At 69.9% G+C, this 21,971-nt stretch carries 19 protein-coding genes and 2 pseudogenes; 15 read left to right on the plus strand and 6 right to left on the minus strand.

Annotated elements, in window-relative coordinates; translation table 11 throughout:
* Positions 1–66: 66 nt before the first annotated feature.
* Positions 67–888, plus strand: a complete 822-nt coding sequence (locus tag ACFUJR_RS26980; RefSeq protein WP_383181280.1) for a hypothetical protein — start codon at positions 67–69, stop codon at positions 886–888.
* 88 nt (positions 889–976) lie between these two features.
* Here ACFUJR_RS26980 and ACFUJR_RS26985 read toward each other — a convergent pair whose 3' ends face one another.
* The 3 genes from ACFUJR_RS26985 to ACFUJR_RS26995 all read right to left on the minus strand — a co-directional run bounded on the left by ACFUJR_RS26985 (position 977) and on the right by ACFUJR_RS26995 (position 3,166).
* Positions 977–1,177, minus strand: a complete 201-nt coding sequence (locus ACFUJR_RS26985; protein ID WP_352187143.1) for a DUF397 domain-containing protein — start codon at positions 1,175–1,177, stop codon at positions 977–979.
* 244 nt (positions 1,178–1,421) lie between these two features.
* Positions 1,422–2,282 carry a helix-turn-helix transcriptional regulator gene (locus ACFUJR_RS26990; RefSeq protein WP_352187144.1) on the minus strand — a complete coding sequence of 287 codons (861 nt, stop codon included), beginning with the start codon at positions 2,280–2,282 and terminating at the stop codon, positions 1,422–1,424.
* 179 nt (positions 2,283–2,461) lie between these two features.
* Positions 2,462–3,166, minus strand: a complete 705-nt coding sequence (locus ACFUJR_RS26995) for a GPP34 family phosphoprotein (protein ID WP_383177192.1) — start codon at positions 3,164–3,166, stop codon at positions 2,462–2,464.
* Positions 3,167–3,328: 162 nt separating this feature from the next.
* Here ACFUJR_RS26995 and ACFUJR_RS27000 point away from each other — a divergent pair, with 162 nt between their 5' ends.
* The 3 genes from ACFUJR_RS27000 to ACFUJR_RS27010 all read left to right on the plus strand — a co-directional run bounded on the left by ACFUJR_RS27000 (position 3,329) and on the right by ACFUJR_RS27010 (position 8,636).
* Positions 3,329–5,743, plus strand: coding sequence for a D-alanyl-D-alanine carboxypeptidase (locus tag ACFUJR_RS27000; protein WP_383177189.1), 2,415 nt, complete (start codon positions 3,329–3,331; stop codon positions 5,741–5,743).
* A gap of 291 nt (positions 5,744–6,034) precedes the next feature.
* On the plus strand, positions 6,035–7,723 hold the full coding sequence (locus tag ACFUJR_RS27005) for an MFS transporter (protein WP_383177186.1): 1,689 nt from the start codon (positions 6,035–6,037) through the stop codon (positions 7,721–7,723).
* Positions 7,724–7,745: 22 nt separating this feature from the next.
* Positions 7,746–8,636 carry an adhesin gene (locus ACFUJR_RS27010; protein WP_383177183.1) on the plus strand — a complete coding sequence of 297 codons (891 nt, stop codon included), beginning with the start codon at positions 7,746–7,748 and terminating at the stop codon, positions 8,634–8,636.
* 123 nt (positions 8,637–8,759) lie between these two features.
* Here the strand turns inward: ACFUJR_RS27010 and ACFUJR_RS27015 are convergent, their stop codons facing one another.
* The gene (locus ACFUJR_RS27015) at positions 8,760–10,172 is read right to left on the minus strand and encodes a signaling protein (protein WP_383177180.1); all 1,413 of its coding nucleotides are present in this window, start codon (positions 10,170–10,172) and stop codon (positions 8,760–8,762) included.
* 300 nt (positions 10,173–10,472) lie between these two features.
* On the opposite strand from ACFUJR_RS27015, the gene ACFUJR_RS27020 reads away from it, so the two are divergent.
* On the plus strand, positions 10,473–12,641 hold the full coding sequence (locus ACFUJR_RS27020) for a hypothetical protein (protein ID WP_383177177.1): 2,169 nt from the start codon (positions 10,473–10,475) through the stop codon (positions 12,639–12,641).
* A 370-nt stretch (positions 12,642–13,011) separates the two neighbouring features.
* On the plus strand, positions 13,012–13,305 hold the full coding sequence (locus ACFUJR_RS27025; protein WP_383177174.1) for a hypothetical protein: 294 nt from the start codon (positions 13,012–13,014) through the stop codon (positions 13,303–13,305).
* 241 nt (positions 13,306–13,546) lie between these two features.
* On the opposite strand, the gene ACFUJR_RS27030 is transcribed toward ACFUJR_RS27025, so the two are convergent.
* Positions 13,547–15,214, minus strand: a complete 1,668-nt coding sequence (locus ACFUJR_RS27030; protein ID WP_383177171.1) for a hypothetical protein — start codon at positions 15,212–15,214, stop codon at positions 13,547–13,549.
* Between the two features lie 153 nt (positions 15,215–15,367).
* Between ACFUJR_RS27030 and ACFUJR_RS27035 the strand changes: the two genes are divergently transcribed.
* The 4 genes and pseudogenes from ACFUJR_RS27035 to ACFUJR_RS27050 form a co-directional block, all read left to right on the plus strand.
* Positions 15,368–15,541: a hypothetical protein gene (locus ACFUJR_RS27035; RefSeq protein WP_383177168.1), complete on the plus strand. Its 174-nt coding sequence runs from the start codon at positions 15,368–15,370 to the stop codon at positions 15,539–15,541.
* A gap of 940 nt (positions 15,542–16,481) precedes the next feature.
* Positions 16,482–16,799: a hypothetical protein gene (locus ACFUJR_RS27040; protein ID WP_383177165.1), complete on the plus strand. Its 318-nt coding sequence runs from the start codon at positions 16,482–16,484 to the stop codon at positions 16,797–16,799.
* Between the two features lie 2 nt (positions 16,800–16,801).
* Entirely contained in the window at positions 16,802–17,545 is a 744-nt protein-coding gene (locus ACFUJR_RS27045) for a 2OG-Fe(II) oxygenase (protein WP_383177194.1), read from the plus strand.
* Between the two features lie 23 nt (positions 17,546–17,568).
* A pseudogene (locus ACFUJR_RS27050) lies at positions 17,569–17,846 on the plus strand (site-specific integrase); the annotation flags it as partial.
* 423 nt (positions 17,847–18,269) lie between these two features.
* On the opposite strand, the gene ACFUJR_RS27055 reads toward ACFUJR_RS27050, so the two are convergent.
* Positions 18,270–19,025: a GntR family transcriptional regulator gene (locus ACFUJR_RS27055; RefSeq protein ID WP_383181167.1), complete on the minus strand. Its 756-nt coding sequence runs from the start codon at positions 19,023–19,025 to the stop codon at positions 18,270–18,272.
* Between the two features lie 78 nt (positions 19,026–19,103).
* Between ACFUJR_RS27055 and ACFUJR_RS27060 the strand changes: the two are divergent.
* From ACFUJR_RS27060 to ACFUJR_RS27080, 5 genes and pseudogenes are all read left to right on the plus strand, one after another.
* Positions 19,104–19,381 (plus strand): annotated as a pseudogene (locus ACFUJR_RS27060) (hypothetical protein).
* 171 nt (positions 19,382–19,552) lie between these two features.
* Positions 19,553–19,702: a hypothetical protein gene (locus tag ACFUJR_RS27065; protein ID WP_383181164.1), complete on the plus strand. Its 150-nt coding sequence runs from the start codon at positions 19,553–19,555 to the stop codon at positions 19,700–19,702.
* A 199-nt stretch (positions 19,703–19,901) separates the two neighbouring features.
* Positions 19,902–20,126, plus strand: coding sequence for a hypothetical protein (locus tag ACFUJR_RS27070; RefSeq protein WP_328434451.1), 225 nt, complete (start codon positions 19,902–19,904; stop codon positions 20,124–20,126).
* Positions 20,127–20,134: 8 nt separating this feature from the next.
* A complete protein-coding gene (locus ACFUJR_RS27075) occupies positions 20,135–20,866 on the plus strand; it encodes a GntR family transcriptional regulator (RefSeq protein WP_383181160.1) in 732 nt (243 codons plus the stop codon).
* Positions 20,863–21,165, plus strand: a complete 303-nt coding sequence (locus ACFUJR_RS27080; protein ID WP_383181157.1) for a hypothetical protein — start codon at positions 20,863–20,865, stop codon at positions 21,163–21,165. The genes ACFUJR_RS27075 and ACFUJR_RS27080 overlap by 4 nt, the downstream gene beginning before the upstream one ends.
* Positions 21,166–21,971 lie beyond the last annotated feature (806 nt).

Here is a 21,971-nt window from a genome sequence, read left to right on the forward strand (position 1 = left end):
TCTGGCGATCGATCTGACGACCCGTCAGAGTAGGAGCCTCCTCAGGACAAGGGAAGGGGTACGGGCATGAGCGACGAGACGTACGCGGAGCTGGCGGCGGCCGGGCCGTACGGGGTGCGCCCCGGCCACGCACTGATCACGATGGTCGAACCGCACCCGGGCCACGAGTACGCCTACAACCGCTGGTACGAGGACGACCACTACTACGCGGGCGCCATGGCGATGCCCTGGATGTTCGCGGGCCGCCGCTGGGTCGCCACCCGCGACCTCCAGGAGCTGCGCGCTCCGGAGAAGTCCGCCGTCGCCCAGCCGGTCACGGCCGGCTGCTACCTCTCCACGTACTGGGTCACCGAGGGCCGCTACGACGCCCATATGAAGTGGACCGTCGCCATCAACAAGCGGCTCAACCGCGACGCCCGCGTCTACCGCGACCGTACGCACGTCTTCACGGCCTTCCAGGACCACGAGGCGACCGTCTACCGGGACGGCGCGGCCGGTCCCCGCGACTTCCACGCCCTCGACCACCCGTACCAGGGCCTGATCCTCCAGGTGATCGACGCGGAGGGCCCCGAGGCGCGGGCGGAGCTGCTCGAACGGCTCGTCGCGCGCGAACTGCCGAAGCGGCTCGCCGGCTCGCCGGCCGCGATGGTCACCGTCTTCCGCCCGACGCCGCTACCGGGGGACAGGATGGCCTACGTGAAGCAGGTCGAGGGCGTCGACACCCGGCTGACCCTGCTCTGGTTCCTGGAGCGCGACCCGCGCGCCTGCTGGGCGGAGCACTTCGCCGATCTGCCCACGGTCGGCGCCGAGTCGGGCCGGGTCGAACTGGTCGCGCCGTTCATCCCCACGGTGCCGGGCACGGACCGGTACGTGGACCGGCTCCGCTGAGGACATGGCCGAGCCCCCTCGGCCAGGACGGCGGACCGGTCGAGAGGGCTCTTTCCGTACGTACCTGTGGTACTACGAACACGCGGGCTCAGAACGCCCCGTTGCTCACTTCGCCCACGAAGGCGTTCCACGACGCCGAGCCGAAAGCGATGGACGGACCCTCGGGGGCCTTGGAGTCCCGGACCGCGATCGCCGCGACGACGGGCGACTTGACTTCGACGCAAGCCCCGTTGCCGCCGGAATAGGAGGACTTCGTCCAGGTGTCCGTAGCGCCCTGAATAATCGCCATGTTCTTCACTCCGGTTCTGCCAGTGGTGTGTCGCGCCAACCTTCATGCTGGCGTGATCGACGCTACTCGCCGGTCCCGTCGCGTGGGGGCGACGTTCACCCGACCGGATGGCATATTCCAACTGGGCTTCCGTGGGAGCGATTCCGCGGTGTACCGTACCGGCCTCTTCAGTCGGGGGTCGGGCCGAATGGGCGTTTTCACCCCTGAATCAGAGAATTCGGATGGATCATCCGTTTCCGGCGCTTCAGCCGGCCGCGTAGGACTTGGCGATGTCCGAAATGAACTCCCGGGTCTGCTCGACATTCAGGGCCTGCGCCCGCAGGTGTTCGTACATCACGCTGTACTTGGCGACGTCCTGCGCCTTCTCCAGATACAGGTCGCTCGTGACGCCCTCGATGTAGACGACGCTCGAATCGGACGTGTCCGGGAATTCCAGGATCGCGTAATGACCGCTGATGCCCGGATGCGCGCCCATCTCGAACGGCAGCACCTGGACGGTGACGTGCGGCAGCTGCGACTGCTCGACGAGATGCTCCAGCTGCTGGATCATCAGCTGTCTGTTGCCGACCACCCGGCGCAGCGCGCCCTCGTCGATGACGGCCCACAGCCGCAGCGGACGCTCCTCGTCCTTGATCCGGTCCTGGCGCCGGGTCCGGACGGTGACCCGTTTGTCGATGTCCGTCGGGCTCGACTCCGGCAGCGCGCCGTTGATCACGGCCTCCGCGTAGCCGTGCGTCTGCAGCAGGCCGGGGATGATCTGTGGCTCGTACACCCGCAGGCTCTCCGCGTCCGTCTCCAGGCCGATGTAGACGCTGTACGGGATGTCGCCGAAGGCGTGCCACCAGCCCTGCTGGCGCGAGTCCTTGGCCATCTGCATCAGCGACTCGACGACGCGTTCGTCCTCGACCTCGTAGACCCCGCACAGATCGCGGACATCGCGCTGGCTGATGGAACGACGGCCGTTCTCGAGGCGGCTGATCTTCGACTGGGAGACGAGGAGACGCTCGGCGACCTGCTCGGCCGTCATGTTCTTCGCTTCCCGGAGCCGGCGCAGCTCCTGGCCCAATCGGCGTCGCCTGACGGTGGGGTTGACGTTGGACGCCACGGAAACTGCACCTCCGGCTGTCGGCTGCGTAGCTGTGAGTATCTACTGCTTGGCAGACTGCCACCAAAGGTGCGGTGTGCGCTGGGAAATGCCGACAACGTGTGCGGGGCGGACCCTGAGGTCCGCCCCGCACACGTCGTCCGTGCGGCTCCCTGACGGGTTCTGTGGTGCGTACGTGCTCAGTGCGCGGCGACGCGGGCCATGCTGCCGCGGCGCGGCTGCTGTGGGACGCCGCCCGGCGCACCGCGGCGCGGCTGGGCGGCCACGCCGTTCTGGACGTCCATCACGGCGTGCGCCACGAGTCCGCCCATGGGGTCGTGCCGGATCAGGTCGCGCAGCCGGGACCGCGACGACCGTCCTTCGTTCCCCGGGTACAGGTGCTTGCCGAGACCGACCGCGTGGGCCAGCGCGGCGAGCGCCGCGGTCCGCGGGTCCGGCGGTACGCCGGTGCGGATCGCACTGTCCAGCCGGGCCCTGATGTCCCGGCTGATAGCCGTGTCCGTCGCCTGGTAGCGAGTCGTCGGCAGTACTCCGCACATCTGGCCCTCCACGGCATGCACCATGCCGCAGCGCTCCAGATGAGCGAGGTAGATCTGGCGCAGCCCCAGTCGGGGCCCGCCAATCCAGTGGACGGCCCGAACCGGGCTGCCGCGACGGCGCAGCAGTTCCAGTGCGGAGTCCAGAGTCGGATCTCCGGTCGGCCGTGGCATCACCACGGCGATACGATCCCCGTCAGGGGCTATCCGTCCTGCCAGAGCCAGCTCCACTAGCTGTGCTCCGGCCAGGCCGAGGTCGAGCGACTGCGGCTGCGCTGTGGTACCCGTGGCCGGGTCCAGAGCGAGCAGCAGAAGCTCCTCCGGAATTGTTCTGCGGCTCCTGCCCATCCATGCCTCCCCGCGTGGATGAGTCACAGGGTGACCCCTCTCACATTCATCTGTCGAGAGCGCCTGGGTGCTTCGTACGGGAACCAGTAGGTATGTCGTTCTCGTCTAGCACGGGGGCCAAGGGGTTCACACAGGACACTGGTACATGGTTCGGACGTACGCATGACGCATGAAGGAGGCACGGTGGCGGGCGAGTCCCCCGACAAGGCGGAGCAGCAGGAGTCCTCGGAGGAGGCGTCTGCCGGCGGTGGCGGCCGGGATCCGCGGCTGTCGGTCCTTCGCGAGCCCGCGTCACCGGTCCAGGTCGACCAGCCGACGGCCGTCTTCAGGGCCCTGGCGCCCCGGACGCCGGAGGACGACGCTCCGGCGGAGCCGGCGGATGCCGGGGAGCCGACGGAGCCGGCGGATGCCGGGAAGTCCGTGGACGCCGACCGCGAGGTGGCGCCCACGGACGCCGAGGACGGGGTGGAGCCGGCCGAGTCAGGGGACGCCGACGACTCGGTGGGCGCCGGGGACACCGGGGACGCCGCTCCGCCGGCCGGGGAGGGCGACCGGCTGAGGGCCGCGGTGGCGGCCTGGGTGGCCACGGACGCTCCCGAGGCCGGCGGCTCCGACGGGACGGCCTCCGACGACGAGCGCGGCGCCGCCGAGCGCGCGGGCGAGACCGCGGAGGCTCCGCAGGACGCCGACGCCGACGCCGACGCCGACGCCGCCGACGCCGCCGCCGAGCCCGAGCCGTCGGCCACGGACGCCCCTCCGGCGGCCGACAGCGACGCCGGAGTCCACGCCGAAGCCGACGCCCGAGTCGACACCGAAGCCGACACCGAAGCCGACGCCGACGGTGACACGTCCGACGAGGCGCCCGCCTCCGACGCCGGCGGCAGCTCCGGGCCCGCGCCCTCCGGGGAGTCCTGGTTCGCGCGCAAGTCCGCCGCGCAGAACGCCGCGGCCACGCCCGGGACCGACGAGCAGGACGCCGTCGACGAGGTCGCCGACGCCGGTACCGACGCGTCCGCCGACGCCGGTCCCGTCGATCAGCCCACCACCATGTTCAGGGCCGTCCGGCCGCCGGTCGTGGACCAGCCGACGACCGCGCTGAAGATGCCGGTCACCCCGGAATCCACCCCCGAGCCCACCCCGGAGCGCCCGAGCGCCTTCGTGCCCCTCCGGGCCGAGACGCCCGCGCCCGCCCCGAAGGCGACCCCGGCGGCGCCCGGGCCCGCCGCCTCCACCCCCGTACCCCCGCCGTCGCTCGCCGAGGCCGAGCGGACCAGGCAGCAGCCGATGCCGCCGCTGCCCCCGCTCGACCTGCTCGCCGAGCTGACGAACACCCCGCCCCCGCCGCCGACCCCGATGCGCACCACCCTGCGGCGCGTGCGGATCTGGACGCCGCTCGTCGTTCTGCTGCTGATCGTCTTTGCGGTCGTACAGTTCGTCAGACCGCTCCCCAGCCCCACCCTCACGCTCTCCGCCGCCCCCACCTTCACCTTCGAGGGCGGCGAGCTGCAGATGCCGTGGCCCACCGAGGGCCAGGGCGCCGTCGAGGTCGAGGGCGTCGGTTCGCTCGGCACGTACGGGGCCCAGAAGCCCGCCCCGATCGCGAGCGTGACCAAGACGATGACGGCGTACGTGATCCTCCGCGACCACCCGATCAAGGGGAACGACGAAGGCCCCGAGATCGAGATCGACAAGAAGGCCGCCGACGAGGCCGGTGCGAAGTTCGAGTCGACCGCGGCGGTCAAGGAGGGCCAGAAGTACACGGAGAAGGAGCTGCTCCAGCTCCTCATGATCCCGTCCGCGAACAACGTGGCCCGACGGCTCGCCCGCTGGGACGCCGGTTCGGAAGCCGCCTTCGTGGAGAAGATGAACGACGCGGCCAAGGACCTCGGGATGACGGACTCGGTCTACACCGATCCGTCGGGTCTGGAGTCGAGCACCGTCTCCACCCCGCAGGACCAGCTGAAGCTGGCGAAGGCGGTCATGCAGTACGACGTGTTCCGGGAGATCGTGAACATGCCGAGTGTCACCGTCGACGGCGTCCCCGGCGAGCTCCAGAACAACAACAACATCGTGCTGGAGCCCGGTGTCAGCGGCATCAAGACAGGCTCCTCCACGCCCGCGGGCGGCAACCTGCTCTGGTCCGCGAACACCGTCATCGACGGCAAGAACCGCCGCATCCTCGGCATCGTCATGGGGGCGAAGGACGCCCGCCTGCTGCACGAGAAGCTCCAGCTGTCGATCGACTACAGCCTCGAGCTGATCCAGCAGGCCCAGAAGGACGTCACCTCCGCCGCCGTGGTCCGCAAGGGCCAGGTCGTCGGCTACATCGACGACGGCCTGGGCGGCCGTACCCCCGTCGTCGCCGACAAGGAGGTCAAGGCCGTCGGCTGGCCGGGTCTGAAGGTCGACCTGGAGCTCACCGACGGTGGCAAGGCCGTCCCGCACACCGGCAAGGCGGGCGACGTCGTCGGTCAGGTGTCCATCGGTACCGGCACCGGCAAGGTCAGCGCGCCCGTCTCCCTCCAGAAGGACCTGGTGGAGCCCGGCTTCGACAAGAGGCTGACCCGTCTGGGCTGACATGTCAGGGCGCCCCGGTCTCTCCTGGGCGCCCTGCTGTTAGCGTTCCGGAGACCAGGACATGGGCGAAAGGCAGTTCGGGAGTAGCACGGGAGAGGGCCGCGAGTGACCACCGCCGAGCCGACACGCGCCGATACGAGCGTGCCCGCGGCCCCCTCCGTGCCGACACGCGCCGACAAGAGCGTGCCCGCGCCCCCCTCCGTGCCCGCGCGAATCGACCTCCCGATGCCCCGGAGGCCCGCGGCGCCGGCTCCCGCGCGGCGCCCGCGCAGGCGCCGCCGCTACCCCGTCATGATCGCGACGGCTCTCGCCGCGCTCACCCACGTGCTCTGGTTCTTCCTGTTCGCGAACAGCGGCGGCGACCTCGCCGCGCAGGACGCGTGGGCGGAGTTCGTGGGCCGTCACCCGGACTCCGCGTACAACCTCGCCTGGTACGGCGGGATGCACCCGGTCTCGTACAGCGTCGTCTCGCCGTACGTGATGTCGGTGCTCGGCGTGCGCTCGACGATGATGATCGCGGGCACGGTCTCGGCCGGACTCACGGCGCTGATCCTCGTGCGGGTACGGGCGGTGCGCAACCCGCTGGCGTGCTCGCTGGCCGGCGTCTTCGCGTTCCTGTGCAACGCGCTGTCGGGGCGTGTGACGTTCGGGCTCGGCATGATGTTCGCGCTGGGCGCCGTCGCGGCCGTCTTCTGCTGGCCGTACCGCTGGCGTCGCAGACGCTGGGCGAAGGCGGCGGTCGCCGCCCCGCTCGCCGGGATCGCGACCGCCTGCAGCCCGGTCGCCGGGCTCTTCCTCGGCGTCGCGGCGGCCGCGCTCTTCCTGAACCGGCGGCGCCCGGGAGCGTACGCCCTCGGTCTCGCCCCGGTGCTCGTCGTCGCGGTCTCCTCCTGGCTGTTCCCCTTCTCCGGTACGCAGCCGATGTCGTGGGCCTCCACCGCGCTGCCGTTCCTCTTCGGGGTGCTGTGCCTCCTCCTCGTGCCGCGCGACTGGCGCACGGTCCGCACCGGCGCGGCCGTGTACTCCGCCGGCACGCTGCTGACCTGGCTGATCGACTCGCAGATCGGCTCGAACGTCTCGCGGCTCGTCATGCTCTTCGCGGGCGTGGTGCTGCTCGCCGCGCTGCCGTACGCGGTCCCGCGCTCCCGCAGGTGGTACGCGATCCTGCTGGCGTTCGCGGGGCTGAACGTCTGGATCGGGTTCAAGGGCGTCGACGACGTCATCCGTACCGCCCCGGACGCCTCGTGGACGCGCGAGGTCGCGCCGCTGATCAACCAGCTCCAGGTGCGTGGCGCGGAGAAGGCGCGGGTCGAGGTCGTGCCGGCCTCCAGCCACCGTGAGTCCTCGGCGCTCAGCCCGTACATCAACCTGGCGCGGGGCTGGAACCGGCAGGCGGACATGGAGCGGAACCCGCTCTTCTACGACGACACCCTGAACGCCACGAACTACCAGGGCTGGCTGGACCGCTGGGCGGTGCACTACGTGGTCCTGCCGACAGGGGCACCGGACTCGGGCGCGGAGCTGGAGGCGGAACTCGTCGCGGACGGGCTGCCGTACCTGAAGCAGGTCTGGTCGGACGAGAACTGGCGGCTGTTCGAGGTGGAGAACCCGACCCCGCTCGCCAACCCGCCGGCCGACGTGCTGCGGGCCGGCGCGAACGAGGTCGTGATCGAGGTCGACGACCCGGGGCGGGTGTTGATCCGGGTGCCGTACTCGCCGTGGCTGGCGCTGGTCGACGAGAACGGCGGCAAGATCGAGCCGCCGCAGGAGACGGAGGCGTCGAAGGCGGCCCGCGAGGAGTCGCCGACGGAGCTGGAGAAGGAGTTCCTCAACGAGTCCGGCTGCCTGCTGAGGGCGGAGGCGGACGGGGAGGGCGACGAGTGGACGGAGCTGCTGGCGCCGAAGGCGGGCGTGTACCGGCTCTCCGCGCCGTACAAGTTCTTCCCGCGAGGAACCGCATGCCCGGAGGAACTCCGCTGATTCGGCCGTAAGGTGTGCGGCTATGGCATGCGAGGAATGCGGTGGAGCGGGCAGGGGCCCGCTGCCGGGAATGGCGTGCCGGCGCTGCGGCGGCGTCGACCTCACGGGGGCACGGCGGGGCGGCGGCGTCGACCGGACGGGGGCACGGCGGGGCGGCGCGTGGGCGCTCGTGGCCGTGCTGGCGGTGGGCTCCCTGGCGCTGGTGGTGTCCCTCGGCGACGAGTCGGAGGAGCGGCCTCCGGCGGCGGCGTCGGATCCGCCGGTACGCACACTGCCGACACGGAACGGTCCGACGGCGTTCCCGGGAGGCGACCCGGCCCTGCCGAGCACGGGCACACCGCCCGTCGGCTCTCCCTCGACGTCCGCCCGCCCGTCCGCCGCCACCCGGCCCCCGCACACCGCGGTCCCTCCGTACGAGGTTTGGGCGGGCCCGGGCTGTACGGGAGCCGGGGCCGCCTACACGGAGACGGGCCGGTTCAGCGACGGCTTCGAGGGCTGGTACACCGTCACCGTCGGCGGCTTCCGGGGCGGGGGCTGCGACGGCCGCTTCTCGGCCGTGCCGATGTCGGGCAGTTCGACGAAGGACCATGACAGCCGGGCCACCTGGAGCTGGCACGTGGGCCCGGGGTACGAGATGTGCGCCCTGGCGGTCCACGTCCCCAGCCCGCCGCGCCCCCAGGACGCGGCGGGCGAGCCCTCGGTCTACCAGGTCCTGGCGAACGGCACTCCGTACGCCACGTTCACCGTCTACCAGCGCGCGAACGTCGGTGCGCTCCTCCCGGTCGGCACCTACCCGCTCGGCACGCCCACCTTCACGGTCCGTCTCCTGGACCGGGGCGAGGACTGGGGCTCGGAGGCGCGCGAGGGGGCGCACCACGCGGCGGGCCAGATGCGGCTGACGTGCCGAGCGTGACGGCTGCCCCGGCCTGGTGACCAACGGCATCCGGTGCCCCGCCGGGCCCCGCCTCGGCCGCCGCGCGTCAGCGCGCACGGCCGACGACGGGAAGGCGGACCCGCGGCACCTCCGCTGACGGGATCAGCTGGTGAAGAAACCGGCGTCGAGCCCGATCCAGCTGGTGAGCTTGCGCTGGTCGAAGAGGACCAGCGAGCCGTCGGTGAGGACCTCCCAGCGGACCGTGAGGGAGTCGGAGACCCCGGAGCCGCTGACCTGACCGACCATGCCCTGGGTGCGGTTGGGGCGGATGTGCGGCGGCAGGGTCAGGATCTTCTCGCCGTTGGTCCACGGGGTGGAGTCGGCCCGGGACAGCCGGAGGTGGAGGTCGACGCGGTTGCCCAACTGGCGGTACTGGGGAACGTAGTTGCCGGAGTTGGGGGTGTAGAGGGCGGAGTCGTAGTCCAGCTTGGTCCACGGCACGTGGTCGCCCGTCCCGTCGGTGGTGCTGGTGATGCCGTAGAGGGCCATGCGGCGCGGTCCTGGTTCTTGTGTGGCGAAGCCGAAGACGAGCTGTGGCCCGTCGGGCGTCTGGCGGACCGTGAGGGATTCGGTCTCACGGTGGGAGAGGTCGAGAGCGGTGGCGTTGAAGCGGCGCTCGATCATCTGGCCGGTGGTGACGTCGTAGACGTTCCACCAGGAGTTGCCGGGGCGCGGGTTGTCGGTGCCGTAGGCGGTGCCCTCGTTCTGGTGGACGAGGTCTCCGTACAGACACCAGGACTGCGTGCGGTACAGGGCCGGGAAGGTGTGGAGCGGGGTGAAGGAGCGGCGCCTGAAGGCGTCGAGGTCGTAGACGCGGTACTCGCCGGCGCCGGACTTCCCGGTGCGTACACCTATGCGGCCGTGGACGACATCCAGGGAAGGGGTGATGGCGGAGGCCCCTGGGACGGGGTCGAACACCTCGATCCGACCGCTTCCCGCATCGACGACGGCGTCGGGAGCGAACGCGACACGGCCGATGCGCTTGCCGTGAGCGAAGCCGCTGGTGACGGGGTCCGCGTCGGTCTCCAGCCAGAGCCAGGGGCGGCCGTCGACGTGCTCGACGCCGAGCCCGCCGCCGTGGCCGACGCTCCTCAGATACATGACGGCCCGAACGGTGCCGTCGGGGGTGACCTCGTTGATGCAGAGATCGCCCCGGCGATCGCGCTCGCCGCCGGGTACGGGAGCGGGCTCGTCGGCGAGTTGGCGGCCGTCACTGATGACCTGTGTCACGTAGGCCAGACCGGTCACCGGGTCGAAGGCGACCTGCTGGTGCACCCTGCCCTGGGCGAGCCGGATCTCCCTGCCGAACAGGTCGACGGGCTCGACCCGCAGGTCGAACCTGTGCTCCGCGCTCAGGCCTGTCTTCGGCAGGCTCGCGGCGGCGGGATCGGCTGCGAGGGCGACCTCAGGGGCGGTGGTCCGTGCGGTTCTGACGGGGGTGATGGCCGGAGCGGCGGCCGCGGCCGTGGCGGCGGCCGTGGCGGCGGTCAGGACGGTGCGGCGAGTCAGTGACATGTCGGGAGCTCTTCGTTGCCGGGTCGCGCGGCCTTCGACGAGCTGCGGCACGGGATACGGGCGGAACGAATGGTCATGAGCGTGGCAGCCCCCCTGCAAGATCAACATCGGTCGGAGCGCATCCTCGCATGCCGACGCGGTCGAGGGGAGGGCGATCCGCGCCCTCCCCGGGCGCCCCAAAGCCCTCGTACCAGAACATTCATCGCGCAGGCGTACAACTGTCCGGTCTTCTCGCGGGTCTTGTGGGACGTGGCGTTCCACGCCGCACCCGCATGCCCTTCTCCGAGGAGGCCCCACCCCATGTCACGCGCCCGCGTTCGCACCTCCCGGTTCCGGCTGACCGCCGTCGCCGTCGCCCTGGCCGCCACGACCGCCGGCACGCTCGCCGGACCGGCCACCGCCGCGACCGCACCGCCCGCCGGGGCGGGTGAGGTCGCGCGGCAGGGCGCCGGGGACGCGACCTTCCCGTTCACCGGCGGCTACCTGACCGCCGGGCCCAGCGGGTTCCTCGGCGTGCGGACGGACGGCGTCCATGTCTGGACGCGGTACGCCGACGGCTCCAGCACCACGTTCCCGAACAGCGCCGGGGTCACCTACCGAGGGGCCGCCGGAGCCGACATCGTCGTGGCGAGCGAGGGCACCCGCCACACCGTCCACGACATGGCGGGGGGCGGCGAACCGGTCGTCATCGACGTCCCGTACCGGCTGCACGAGGTCAACGGTTCGACGCTCGTGATGGTCGACACGGCCACCGAAGAGCTCCACCTCGTCAGCCGTGCGCCCGGCGGCGAGGTCGTCGACCGCGAGGTGACCGGGCTGCCGGCCGGAGTCCCCTGGACGTTCTACGGCTCCACGCCCGGCACGGTCGTCGTGGAGACCTCGGCGCCGGACTTCGACTTCCGTCTCTCCCTGGTCGACGTGGCCACGGCCGCCACCGTCGAGACCTACCAGACCGGCTGGCACAGCGGCTTCGCGCAGGTCACGCCTGACCGCCTGCTCTGGGAACCGCGGTACGGCAAGACCAGGATCGTGGACCGGAAGACCAAGCAGGGCGAGACGCTCCCCTACCGGGCACAGATCGTCCTGGGCGGCGACTGGCTGGCGATCACGGGCGGCCCCGATCTCGTCGTCGACGGGGTCACGTACCCGAACAGGCCCATCGTCCTGAAGTCGCTGAAGGACGACCGGAAGATCCCGCTCCTCGACCTCGCGAATCAGGGCACTCCGCTCGGCGACGGCACGCTCCTGCTGGCCGGCGGCACCTTCGCGCAAGGCCGAGGACTCTTCCACCTCTCGCTCGACACGAGCGGCACCCCGGTGGCCCCCATGATCGCGGACGGGCAGCGGCCCCTGGAACTGGTCCTGGAGCGGGCGCATGTTCCGAGCGTGCACCGCTTCGACGGCACCGACAGCCGTGTGACCTGGCAGACCAGCGATTCGGACTTGGGCGTCTCGCTGGACCTGACGCACGTGGCGACCGGCCGCACGGTGTCGCTCTGGAGCTACTACGACACCTTCATCACCTGGAACGGGTACCTCGACCAGGTGATCGGCGCCTACAACGGCGCGTACACCTGGAAGATGACCGCCCTCCCGGCGTCCGGGGTGGGCCCCGCGGCGGTGAAGACCGGTACGACCACGGTGGACCGTGGCACCGCGCCGCGCGACTTCAACGACAACGCCCACGCGGACGCGCTGGTCCGCGACAGCTCGGGCAACCTCTCCGCGTACGACATCAGTCAGCTGCGGGCCATGGGCAACAGCCCCGACTGCCACGAGGAGGGCTGCCCGCCGGTCGTGCGCGACCCGAAGCCGGACGTCCTGGGCACGGGCTGGAACACGTACACGCTGATGGCCGCCCCGGGCGACCTCGGCGGCTCGGCGGCGGACGACATCGTCGGCCGCGACCGCGACGGTGTGCTGTGGCTCCACCAGAGCGAGAGGCAGAAGCCGCTCCCGCGTACGAGGATCGGCGGTGGCTGGCAGGTCTACAACAAGATCACGGGTGGCTCCGACCTGAACGGTGACGGCCGTGGCGATCTTCTGGCCACGGACACGTCGGGTGTGCTGTGGTTCTACGCCTCGACGGGGGATGCCAAGTCCCCGTTCAAGGCCCGTAAGAAGGTCGGTGGCGGCTGGGGCGTCTACAACCTGCTCACGGCCCCGGGCAACATCGCGGGGGCTGCGGGTGGCGACCTCCTGGCCCGCGACACCGCGGGAACCCTCTGGCTCTACCTGGGCAAGGGCGACGGCACGTTCACCGCCCGCCGCAAGGTCGGCGGCGGCTGGCAGAAGTACACCCACATCATCCCGGCGGGCGGCAACAGCAAGGGCGTGGCCGACCTCTACGCCGTCGGCCCCGCAGGCGCCGCCTCCTACTCCGGCCGCAACAGCACGACACGCCCCTTCGAACCGGCCCACGCCCTGCCTCTGCCCGGCGACTCCACCCGCTTCAGGACCTTCTTCTGAGCGTGCCGCGCCGAGACCGAAACTCCCACCATCGGCGGCCCCCCGGCAGGATGCGAACCTCCGACACCCGCTTCGGAGTTCGGCCGGGTGGGCCCAGCGGGCCCGCTGCCGGCACCACCGTCCTGCCGCCGGGGGATGCTCGAAGGCGCCGGGGTCCGACGTCGTCGATGTCGGCGGTGGATGTCGGCTCGGCGAACCGGCAGACCCCGAACAGCCGGTCCCTGAAGCCGGCGCACCGAGGGCTCCCGATGATCGCCCTGCTCTGGCGGCGGCCGAGCGGTTCGTCGCTCTGTGCACACGCGCGATCACCGGACGCTAGGATCGCGGATGTTGCCGCAGCCACGCGGCGGACCGAGATAGGGGCATCCGGATGGCCATCATCGTCACCTTCGACTTCCCTGACGCCGGACAGGAGCTTTACGACGCAGTCATCGAACGCGTGACCGGTGGGCAGGGCTTCACGCAGTTCGCAGATCTGCCGACCACAGGTCTCGTCTCTCACGCGGCGGGTCCGGTCGACGGAGGGTTCCGTGTGACGGAGGTCTGGGAGAGCGCGGAAGCCCTCGAAGCCCACGCGAAGACGTTCGGCCCGATCCTGGCCGACCTCGGCCATACCGACGTGCGGCCCACGATCATCCCGGCGCACAACGTCGTCGTCCGGTAAGGACGGTTCGGGCGGTGCCTGAACTTCGCCGATCGCCCCGGCGAGCACGAGTCCCCTGTCCACCCGACTCGCCCCGACGCCTCGTTGATGTGACGGTGTTCGAGCTGGTCAAGGGGTTGTTCACGTCGTCCGCAGGCATCGCGGACAATCCCGCCTTCGGTCGGCGCCCGCAGCCTCCCGCCCCGCCCCGGCCTGCCCCGCCGTCGCGTTCGCCCGGATACGCCCTCGGGCATCCGACAGCTCACACCAGTCCCACGGCTCCGGCGATGGCGAGACCGAAACCAGGGACGGTCCAGCGCACGATGACGGCGCCGACAAGCCATGCGTAGAAGGATGCGGGTACGAGCCAGATCGGTCTGATGCGCAGGCCCCCCGTCGCACTGCCGAGCCCGCGCAGCGCCGCGATGACGACACCCAGAGAAATCAGCATGATCGCGAGCACCACGTTGCCGTTCGTCGCATCCTTCGCGGCGTCGAAGGCGGCGCCCATCGCTACTCCTGCCAGCAGATCGTAAGTGAGCACGGTCACCCAGATCATCACGACCAGCAGCCGCCGCAGGCGGTTGTGGACGAACGTGCTGGCACGCATGTGTGCGGCGACGAACTCGTCGATCTCGGCGGGGGTCGCGCCGAGGGCATTCAGTAATCGGCGCCACTGGAAGCGGGGCTCCGGAAGCTTCGTGCCGTCGAACCACGTCTTCATTCGCCGCACCGCGGCTTCCGAGTCGGACAGCAGCGCGGCGCTGTCCACCGCCACCACCATCCGTTCCCACGTCCACTCCTTGCTCCCGGCCCGCTCGCGGAGGACGCTCATGGCGGAGCCGATGCCTTTCGGCGTACGGGCCTTCTCCAGCAGCGAGCCAAGGGAATCGGAGCGACTCAGCATGTCTTCGCCGGTCAGGGTGTTGTCGGCGTTGTCCGTGCCGGTGGCGTGGACAACGCCGGCCGCCTCCCCCGGCCGGTCCGTCTCCCGCGCGGAGTGCGGTGTCGTGCGGACCGCGGGTTCGAGGACCGTTCCGACGATCACCTGGGGTGTGCCGGCGGAGGGTTCGGGTGGGGCCAGGCCCAGGCCGTCGCGGAGTTCGTCGAGCCCCTGATCCTGCCTCGCCAGGCCGGCCGCGGCCCGGTCGAGTGCCTCGGAGATGAGGTCGACAGGGGGTAGGACCGTCCGGGCGGCTTCCGGCGTCACCGGCAGGTCGGTGCCGGTGGTGTCGGTGACAGGTTCCCGCCGCAGTGCCTGCCGGGCGGCGGCCTTCGCCTCGGACACCTTCTCCTCGGCCGCGACACGCAGCTCGTAGGCGTAGTCGGAAGCCCGGCGGGCGTGCTTGAGATGGAGCCCGGCCTTCTCGTGGAGCGCCTGGGACTGTTCCAGGGCCTGCTGCAGCTGCTCGACCTCGGCATGCGCCTCTTCACGGGCCCGGTCGCGTTCGGCCGCCAGCTGCACACACTTGTCCTGCAGGAAGGAGACCATGGTCTCCAGCTCCGTCATGCGGTTCTTCGCCTCGGCGAGTTTGTGCATGGCGTCCAGCTGCTGGATACGGGCGTCGTCCAGGCGCAGCAGCACGCTTTCCACGTCTCCGCGCCTGGCGGGGTGAGGTCGCGGTTCGTCGGCTCTGAGATTCTCCTCAAGCTTCTTCTCCGCCTGTTCAGCTTCACGCCGCAGCCGGTGACCGGTCTGACGTGCTGTCTCCCGCAGGTGCGGTTCGACGAGTTCGTCGACGAGTTCGTCGACCATCTTCCCGGACACGTTCTTCGTGCCGTTGCGCAACGCCGTCCATGTCGACCTGGAGTACGAGAACATCATCGCCAGGTCGCGAACCTGGACGTGCTGCGTCACCCCGCGCACCCACTGGGCGAGCGCGTTGGCCTGTGGTGTCCGCCCTTTCAGGCTGCTCAGCGGTCTCGGCATCCCGCCCCCTCGCGCACGATTCGCCCCCGGACAACCCCTCGTTGTCCTCGATCTTCAACCGGCCACCTGCGACGACGGATCCAGCCGTGACCGAACAATTTCATGCCCCCGCACTCTGAGGTCACTCAACGACCGAACTGCCGGGAGGCATCCATGCCCGCGAACCTGCCCAAGCCGACCCGCAAGACCTGGCCCTACGTCACTGCTGTCGCCCTCGTCCTGGGCTTCAACTCCGGCTGGCCCGCCGAAGACATCATCAAGCTCACCGGCATCATCCTCGTCCTCATCGCCCTCATCAGCAGCGCAGGCCCGGGCAACGAGACGTGAGGCCGAACTCGCCCCGCCGCGAGGGCCGCACCCCCACCCAGGAGTGCGGCCCTCGGAGCATGCCACGCTCGCCCGTATCGGCCTCGGTCACGTTCCTACGGGGCATCGGTGCATCCTCCGTGATCGACGGCCGGGTCTTCGCTACGACTTCCTGGGGGCCGACCTGCGCGGGGTCCGCCTGGTCACTGTTGCCGCGACCCAACTCGCCGTCCGTGCCCGGCATCCCTACGACCGTGACCGGGGAGCGCGCTCACCTACCTGCATGGTCGGAGCAAGGGAGCCGTGACATGACCGCGGTCCGGTTGCACGATGTCGAGCTTGTGCCGGAGAGCACGCTCGGCACCCCGGCCGACGACGACCGCTGCGGAGAAGCCGCCGGGAGGGGCCGGCAAGGGACGAGTGGATCGTCCGCGGCCACGGCGCGTCCCAGCCGGATCCGAAGGGGGAGTTCGGCCGAGTCAGGAGTTTCCCGTTGGTCGGCGGCCACTGGGCGACGGTCCACTTCACCGGGCCCAGCGCGCATCGGTGGTCTCCTGAGCCGGTTCCGCCCCGCCTCCCGCCCCCTTCCGTCGCGTCGGGGACGTCCTGCTTGCTTTGGGGGTTCACCCCAGCCTAATATCGTCACCGTGACGATAATCGCTCAGTGGCCCCCGCTCCCTGCGGGCATTGACTCCAGGGGCCTCGATCCGCCGCCGTGCGCACGGCCGGGACGTCGAGCACGGGCCCGGAGCCATGCCGGCGAGCGCACCAGCCGCCCGGCGGCCGCCTGCCACCGGACCACCGGCAGAGATCAGCACAAGGCGATCGCCTTTTCAACGCTGCGGCACCCCAGCGCCTGATCCCTGATGTGCGATCCCTGCTCTCCGGTCCGCCGCTCCTTTCCGGAATTCGCTCAGTCCGAGCGTTCGAAGCGGCCGACCACGTTCGCGAGAAGTGTCGAGTGCTGAACGGGCACCTGCGGCACAACAGCCTCGATTCCGTCGCCTTCGGGGCCTCGTGCGACTTCGTCGAGCTCTGTCCGGAACGGCTCACGATCCTGTCCGGCGAGAGAGAATCACACAAAAAGAGTTGGCCGGAATACGCCCACCTTGAACTCGGGGAACCGGCAGCGCGCTCGGAGTACCTCCACAGATTCAACGCACACAAGTACATGGCCGACAGTCCCGCCATTCACCTCGCTGTGCCGCCCGCGGCCGTTCTGGACGTTTGGGGCCACGGCCACGGTGGCATCGACAATGACCTCAGGACGGAAAAGTGAGCATGTTCGGAATGCCGGTAAATCCCTTCGACCTCTCCGAGGAAGCGCTGAGCCGAATATCCGCCGATGGCTCATGGGCCCCGACCGAGTCGAAGATCCCGCACGTCGACGCCAGGGTGATTCGCCATTTCCTCACTCCGGCCGAAGTGGAGGTATTCGCGGCCGAACTGGATGCCCAGCGCTTTGCGCCGGTGGGTCTGGACGGCATTGCCGCCAACTATGCAGAGGGAGATCCGGTCGCTCATCTCCGTGCCACGGCTGACTCCGAAGTCTTGGCGGCAGAGTTCTACCGCAGGCTGCGGACGTTTCTGCCGTTTGAAGTAGGACCGGACGATCCGACGGATTCGGACGGAAGGCTCTGGAAGCCGGCGGCCGTCAATCCGCGTATGCGCTTCATCACGTACCAGCACGGCGGATTGCTTGTCCCGCACTACGATTCACCCTATTTCGCCCCCGATGGAACGCGAACTCACCTGACGGTCGTCGTCTACCTGTCGTATGAGGCAGTGGGCGGAGAAACGCGGTTCATCGCCGACAAGCAGAACGACCTTCCCTTTGCGCAACGCGACTTCTCGGACTGGCCCCGGCTCGCAGAGCCTGAGGAAATATTGAGCGCCCACCGCCCCGAACCGGGCGATGCGCTCCTCTTCTGGCATCGGACGCTTCACGACTCGGCCCCGCTTCTTGAGGGTACGAAAACAATTCTCAGGACCGACGTTCTGTACGAGCCCATAGATGCGCCTTGAGCAACAGCAAGGAAACCGTCTGCCGGGGCGAGCTGATCGGCCTCCGCTGGGCCGACGTCGACCTGGACCGTCGCGTCCTCCACGTCCGCCGGCAGATCCAGCGCCGCCGGGGTGTCCTGTACGACGATGATCCCAAGGGGCGTCGCCGTCGTGCCGTACCGCTGCCCGCCATGTGCATCGCGCCCCTCCGCTGGCGCCGGATGCGGCAAAACGACCAGCGGGCCAGGGCCGCCGCTGCGTCGCGCCTCGTCTTGTGATGGAGATCCTCGGGCACCGCCAGATCAGCATCACCATGAACGTGGATGTCAGAAGGGCCTCACCTCCGGAGAATCCGGAGGTGAGGCCCTTCTGAACTGGTGCCCCCGGCAGGATTCGAACCTGCGACACCCGCTTTAGGAGTTCGATCTACGCCCGCGCCTGGGGCCGTCGTCGGCTGGTCCGGCGGTTGCGTGGGGGTGCTGCTGTGTGCCGCCGTCCGGCCTCGTTGATGTCAACGTTGGATGTCACCGAAACAGCTCCGGAACTGGGCAGACCTCCAACGGTTCCTCCGGCCGGTCCGCCCACTGCCACCACGTGTGCCGATCGGGGCACCGCCACAGAGACCGGCAGGTCCTCCGACCGTCTTCGTCCCGCCTGGACAGCACGAGACCGCCGGACTTCATGGGCTGGCTGCATTCGGGACAGGACGCGGCGTTCTCGGCCACAGGGCGGACTCCAAGCGGTGCTACCGGTTGATCGGGATCTCGTAGACGATCTCGCAGTGAGCCGCGGGCACCACGATGTCCGCCGTCTCCACGGGCCGCCCGTCGTCGCTGTAGTACGTCCGCCGGATGTGCGTAACGAGCGCGGCTTTCTGGATGCCCAGTAGCGACGCCTCCTCGGCGGTCGCCTGCCTGGGCTCCGGCTGCTCCACGGCATGGCTGACCGTGATGCCGATCGCGGCCATGCGGTTCACGACGCCCGCTCCAGCGTGCGGCCCTCCCTCGGGGAGGACGACGAGCGTGCCGGCCGTGAGGTCGTACGGCTCCCAACTCGTCGACAACTGCACCGGCCTGCCGTCCGCCAGGAACTCGTACGTCGTACGGACGCACAGCTCGCCCTCGGCGATCCCGAGCCGCGCCGCGATCTCCGCCGGAGCCGGCACCTTGGCGTCCGTCCGACTCTCCCAATCGCCCTGCCTGCCGACCGCCTTCATGTCCGCACGGAACGGCGAACCGCTGGGCTGTTCCCTTGCCGACGACCGGACAACCCGCACCCGTTGCCGGGGCTCGGCGACGTACGTACCCGAACCGGCCCGGCCCTCCAACACGCCCTGAGAGATCAGCAACTCCTGGGCTCGGCGGACCACGTTCTCGCCCACGCCGTACTCCTGGCCGATCTGGGCGCGGGAGGGCAGGCGATCTCCCGGCTCCCACACGTGCTCCACGATCCGCCGCCGGAGTTCGTCGGCGACGCGGAGATAGGGCGGCTGCTCAGGCATATGGGAAATCTAGTCCACTAGCTCTAATCTAGTTAACTAGCTTCACTCAAAGTGATCGCCGGTGACGGAGGCTGCCCTGTGCCCGCTTCGGGAGTTAGCGCGGCGGCCATCGCCGCCCGGCTGTCCGCCCTTGGGCTGCTCACGCGAGTGGAGGAACACCCCCGGCACACGTCGGTGGAAGCGGAGGTGCCGGAATCGGTCTCCGCCGAGACATGGCGGGAGGCCCTGGACGTGGTGGCGGAGGCCGATCGGTTCGGGCTCCTCGCCTCCAGCTTGAACGGCCGCACCCTTTGGGCGGTCGTACGCAAACGGTCCCCGCGACGGGCGATGTCGGGGGACCGGGCCATCAGCGATAGGAGCTGAACAGCGTGCTCAATCGTATCCGCCGTGCCCTCTCCATCACCAGGGTGCGGACCTCCACAAGGGGCAGGCACCGCCGCCCGTTAACGCCCTCCACTCCTCCGGCGTTCCTTCCCGCCCCCGTTGACGTATTGACCCCCGTCCTGAGCCGGGCCTCCGCTGATGCGGTGGCTCATCGACCCGTGCTCAAGGGGGAGGACGTCGCGCTCGTCCGCCCGTACGTGCTGGCCTGGGAAAGCCGCGTACGGACCCGCGCGGTGGTTGTCGCCCCTTACCTGCCGGCCGACGCCTGGTCGGCCCTGGCGGGGGTCCGCTGATGCCGCCTCGTCGACACCCGCACCTCACGGAGACCTCGTCCGTCCCTTACCGCTCGACCGCCTGCCGGATCGGTACTCACCTCGCCTGCGCGGAGTCCTCCCCTGCCTCCGCGCCGGAAGACCTCCCGGTGATCTACGAAGCGTGCGACTGCCCGTGCCACTTGGTGCCTGGCCAGCCCACGCCCAGGGGAGTGACGCAGTGAGCAACCGGGCCTTCGGCGGCGCGCTGGTCTCCAACATCGAGGTCACCGCGACCACCGTGCAGCGCGGCGACATCATCCAACTCGGCGGCCGTGCCTGCCGGGTGAGAGACCTCTTCCAACTTCCCCAGGGGGCGAAGCAACTGGTCTTCGAATCGGGCGAGTTGCTGACCATACATACCCGCACGCGGCTCGTCGCCGTGCGGACACTGAGAAGGCGGTGACTGGGCCCATGCCTTCCCGCCACCAAGACATCGCCGACGATCTGCGCCACCAGATCACGAGCGGCCGCATGCAACCCGGCGAACGTCTTCCTTCCGAAACCGTCCTGGCCGACCGGTACGCGGTCAGCACAATGACGCTGAGGCATGCTCTCGCGATGCTCCAGGGCGAAGGCCTCGTCGAAAAGATCCACGGAAAGGGCAACTTCGTCCGCCGCCCCCTCCGCAAGATCATGTACGTCGGCGGCTGGGGAACGCTGGACCCGTGGACCGCGGCCGGCCCGGCCTTACGCGTTACGGTCCGCAGCAACACCGTTCAGGCTGACGGGCACCTCACGACTCTCCTGAAGGTGCCCACGGGCAGTCCTCTCGCGGAGTACTTCTGCCTCAGCCTCGAAGAGGAGTCGCCGCACGGGCTGGCCCGTATCTACCTGCCGCGTGACCTGGCTCCGGTCGGAGTGCTCGACGAGGACTTCGCGGGCCAAGAGGCGGTCACAAGATTCGCCGTCCTCGGTCCTCCGCCGGCCGCTGTCCGGGAGACGGTGTGCGCCCGCCCCGCGACGCCGGATGAATCCGCGGCACTCCGGATCAGTCCCACGGCGGTCGTCCTCGCGATCACCCGCATCGCGACCGACTCCACCGGCCGCGTGGTCGAAGCCGCGCTCCTGGCCTTCCCAAGAGACCGCGTCGACGCGGTCTTCACCACACACCACGTGATCGACGAGAGGCAGACCCAAGCATGACGACGCCGAACGAACTGCGGCTTCTCCCGTGGGCGGGTCCCGAAGGTAAGCCCTGCTACCTGAGCACCGACGACCGGGGCAGCTACATGTCCCGCCTGGCGGACAACATCGAAGCGGCCCAACTCGGCGCGGCGGCCGATCTGCTGGAACAGGCCGCGGAAACCCTCGACGACCCGGACGCGGCCCCGGACGAGACGCGACGCCTGGCGGCGGAACTGACCGGGGCCCTGTGTGACGCCCTCCGTGTCGCGACCAGCCGCGGTCACCTCTTGGCGGTGAGTGAACCGCAGCGGATCTGAGGGAGCCGACGCGAAACGGCGCCGGCTGAGGACAGCCCTTCCAAGCGGGGAGGGGAGCCCAAGCACCAACCTGGGCTCCCCTCCCCGCAACGCTATGTCGGCCCGGCTGCCGCGCATCGACTGCAGAGAGCACCCCTCGCGCTGTCTGCACCTCAGCCGACGACAGTCCGCCACGATGGCGAGTGCGCTGGCCGACCAGGCGCGCGTATGCCTCGCTCCACCCCCATCGGCCTGAGCCACGCTGCCTGTGCCGTTAACCAGAGCAAGCCACGACGGCCGGCAGGTTGTGACGGCGCCTGAGCCCTTAGCTTGGGAAGCTTGGGTCTTACAGGGGTAGTCGCTGGGCTGAGCTGCGGCGGAGCAGCTACGCCACCTGACTGGCCGGCGCTCTGGTCCCCGCCATCCCCCGTGGTTCCCCGCACGATCAGGCCCGCAAGTGGCAGGCGCAATCCGTCCCGGAACAGCGTGGGAGAAGTCTGGGTCCCGTGTGCCTGAGCCTCAGCCAACGAATGTCAGCCACGACGGCGGGTGCGGCGGTCGATCAGGCACGCGTATGCCACATCACCCACCACCAGAAACCTCAGACACGCTGCTTGATGTCGTCCGTCGGCGGCGGAAGCGTGGCCGTGAGGCCTTGGGCAGTGACCGCCTCGTCCCGAAGCAACGGGCGAGGGCGCTGCGAGTGTCCCCCACTGCGCTGATGGTACTTAGCCTCGCGCTTTCATGAAGCGGGCTGTCCGACGGGTGGTCAGGCAAGAAGAAAGTGCCTCTGACCAGCGAGAATGAGGATTGTCGAGGTCCTTGTT

This window comes from Streptomyces sp. NPDC057271, from assembly GCF_042668715.1.
Taxonomy (GTDB): Bacteria; Actinomycetota; Actinomycetes; order Streptomycetales; family Streptomycetaceae; genus Streptomyces.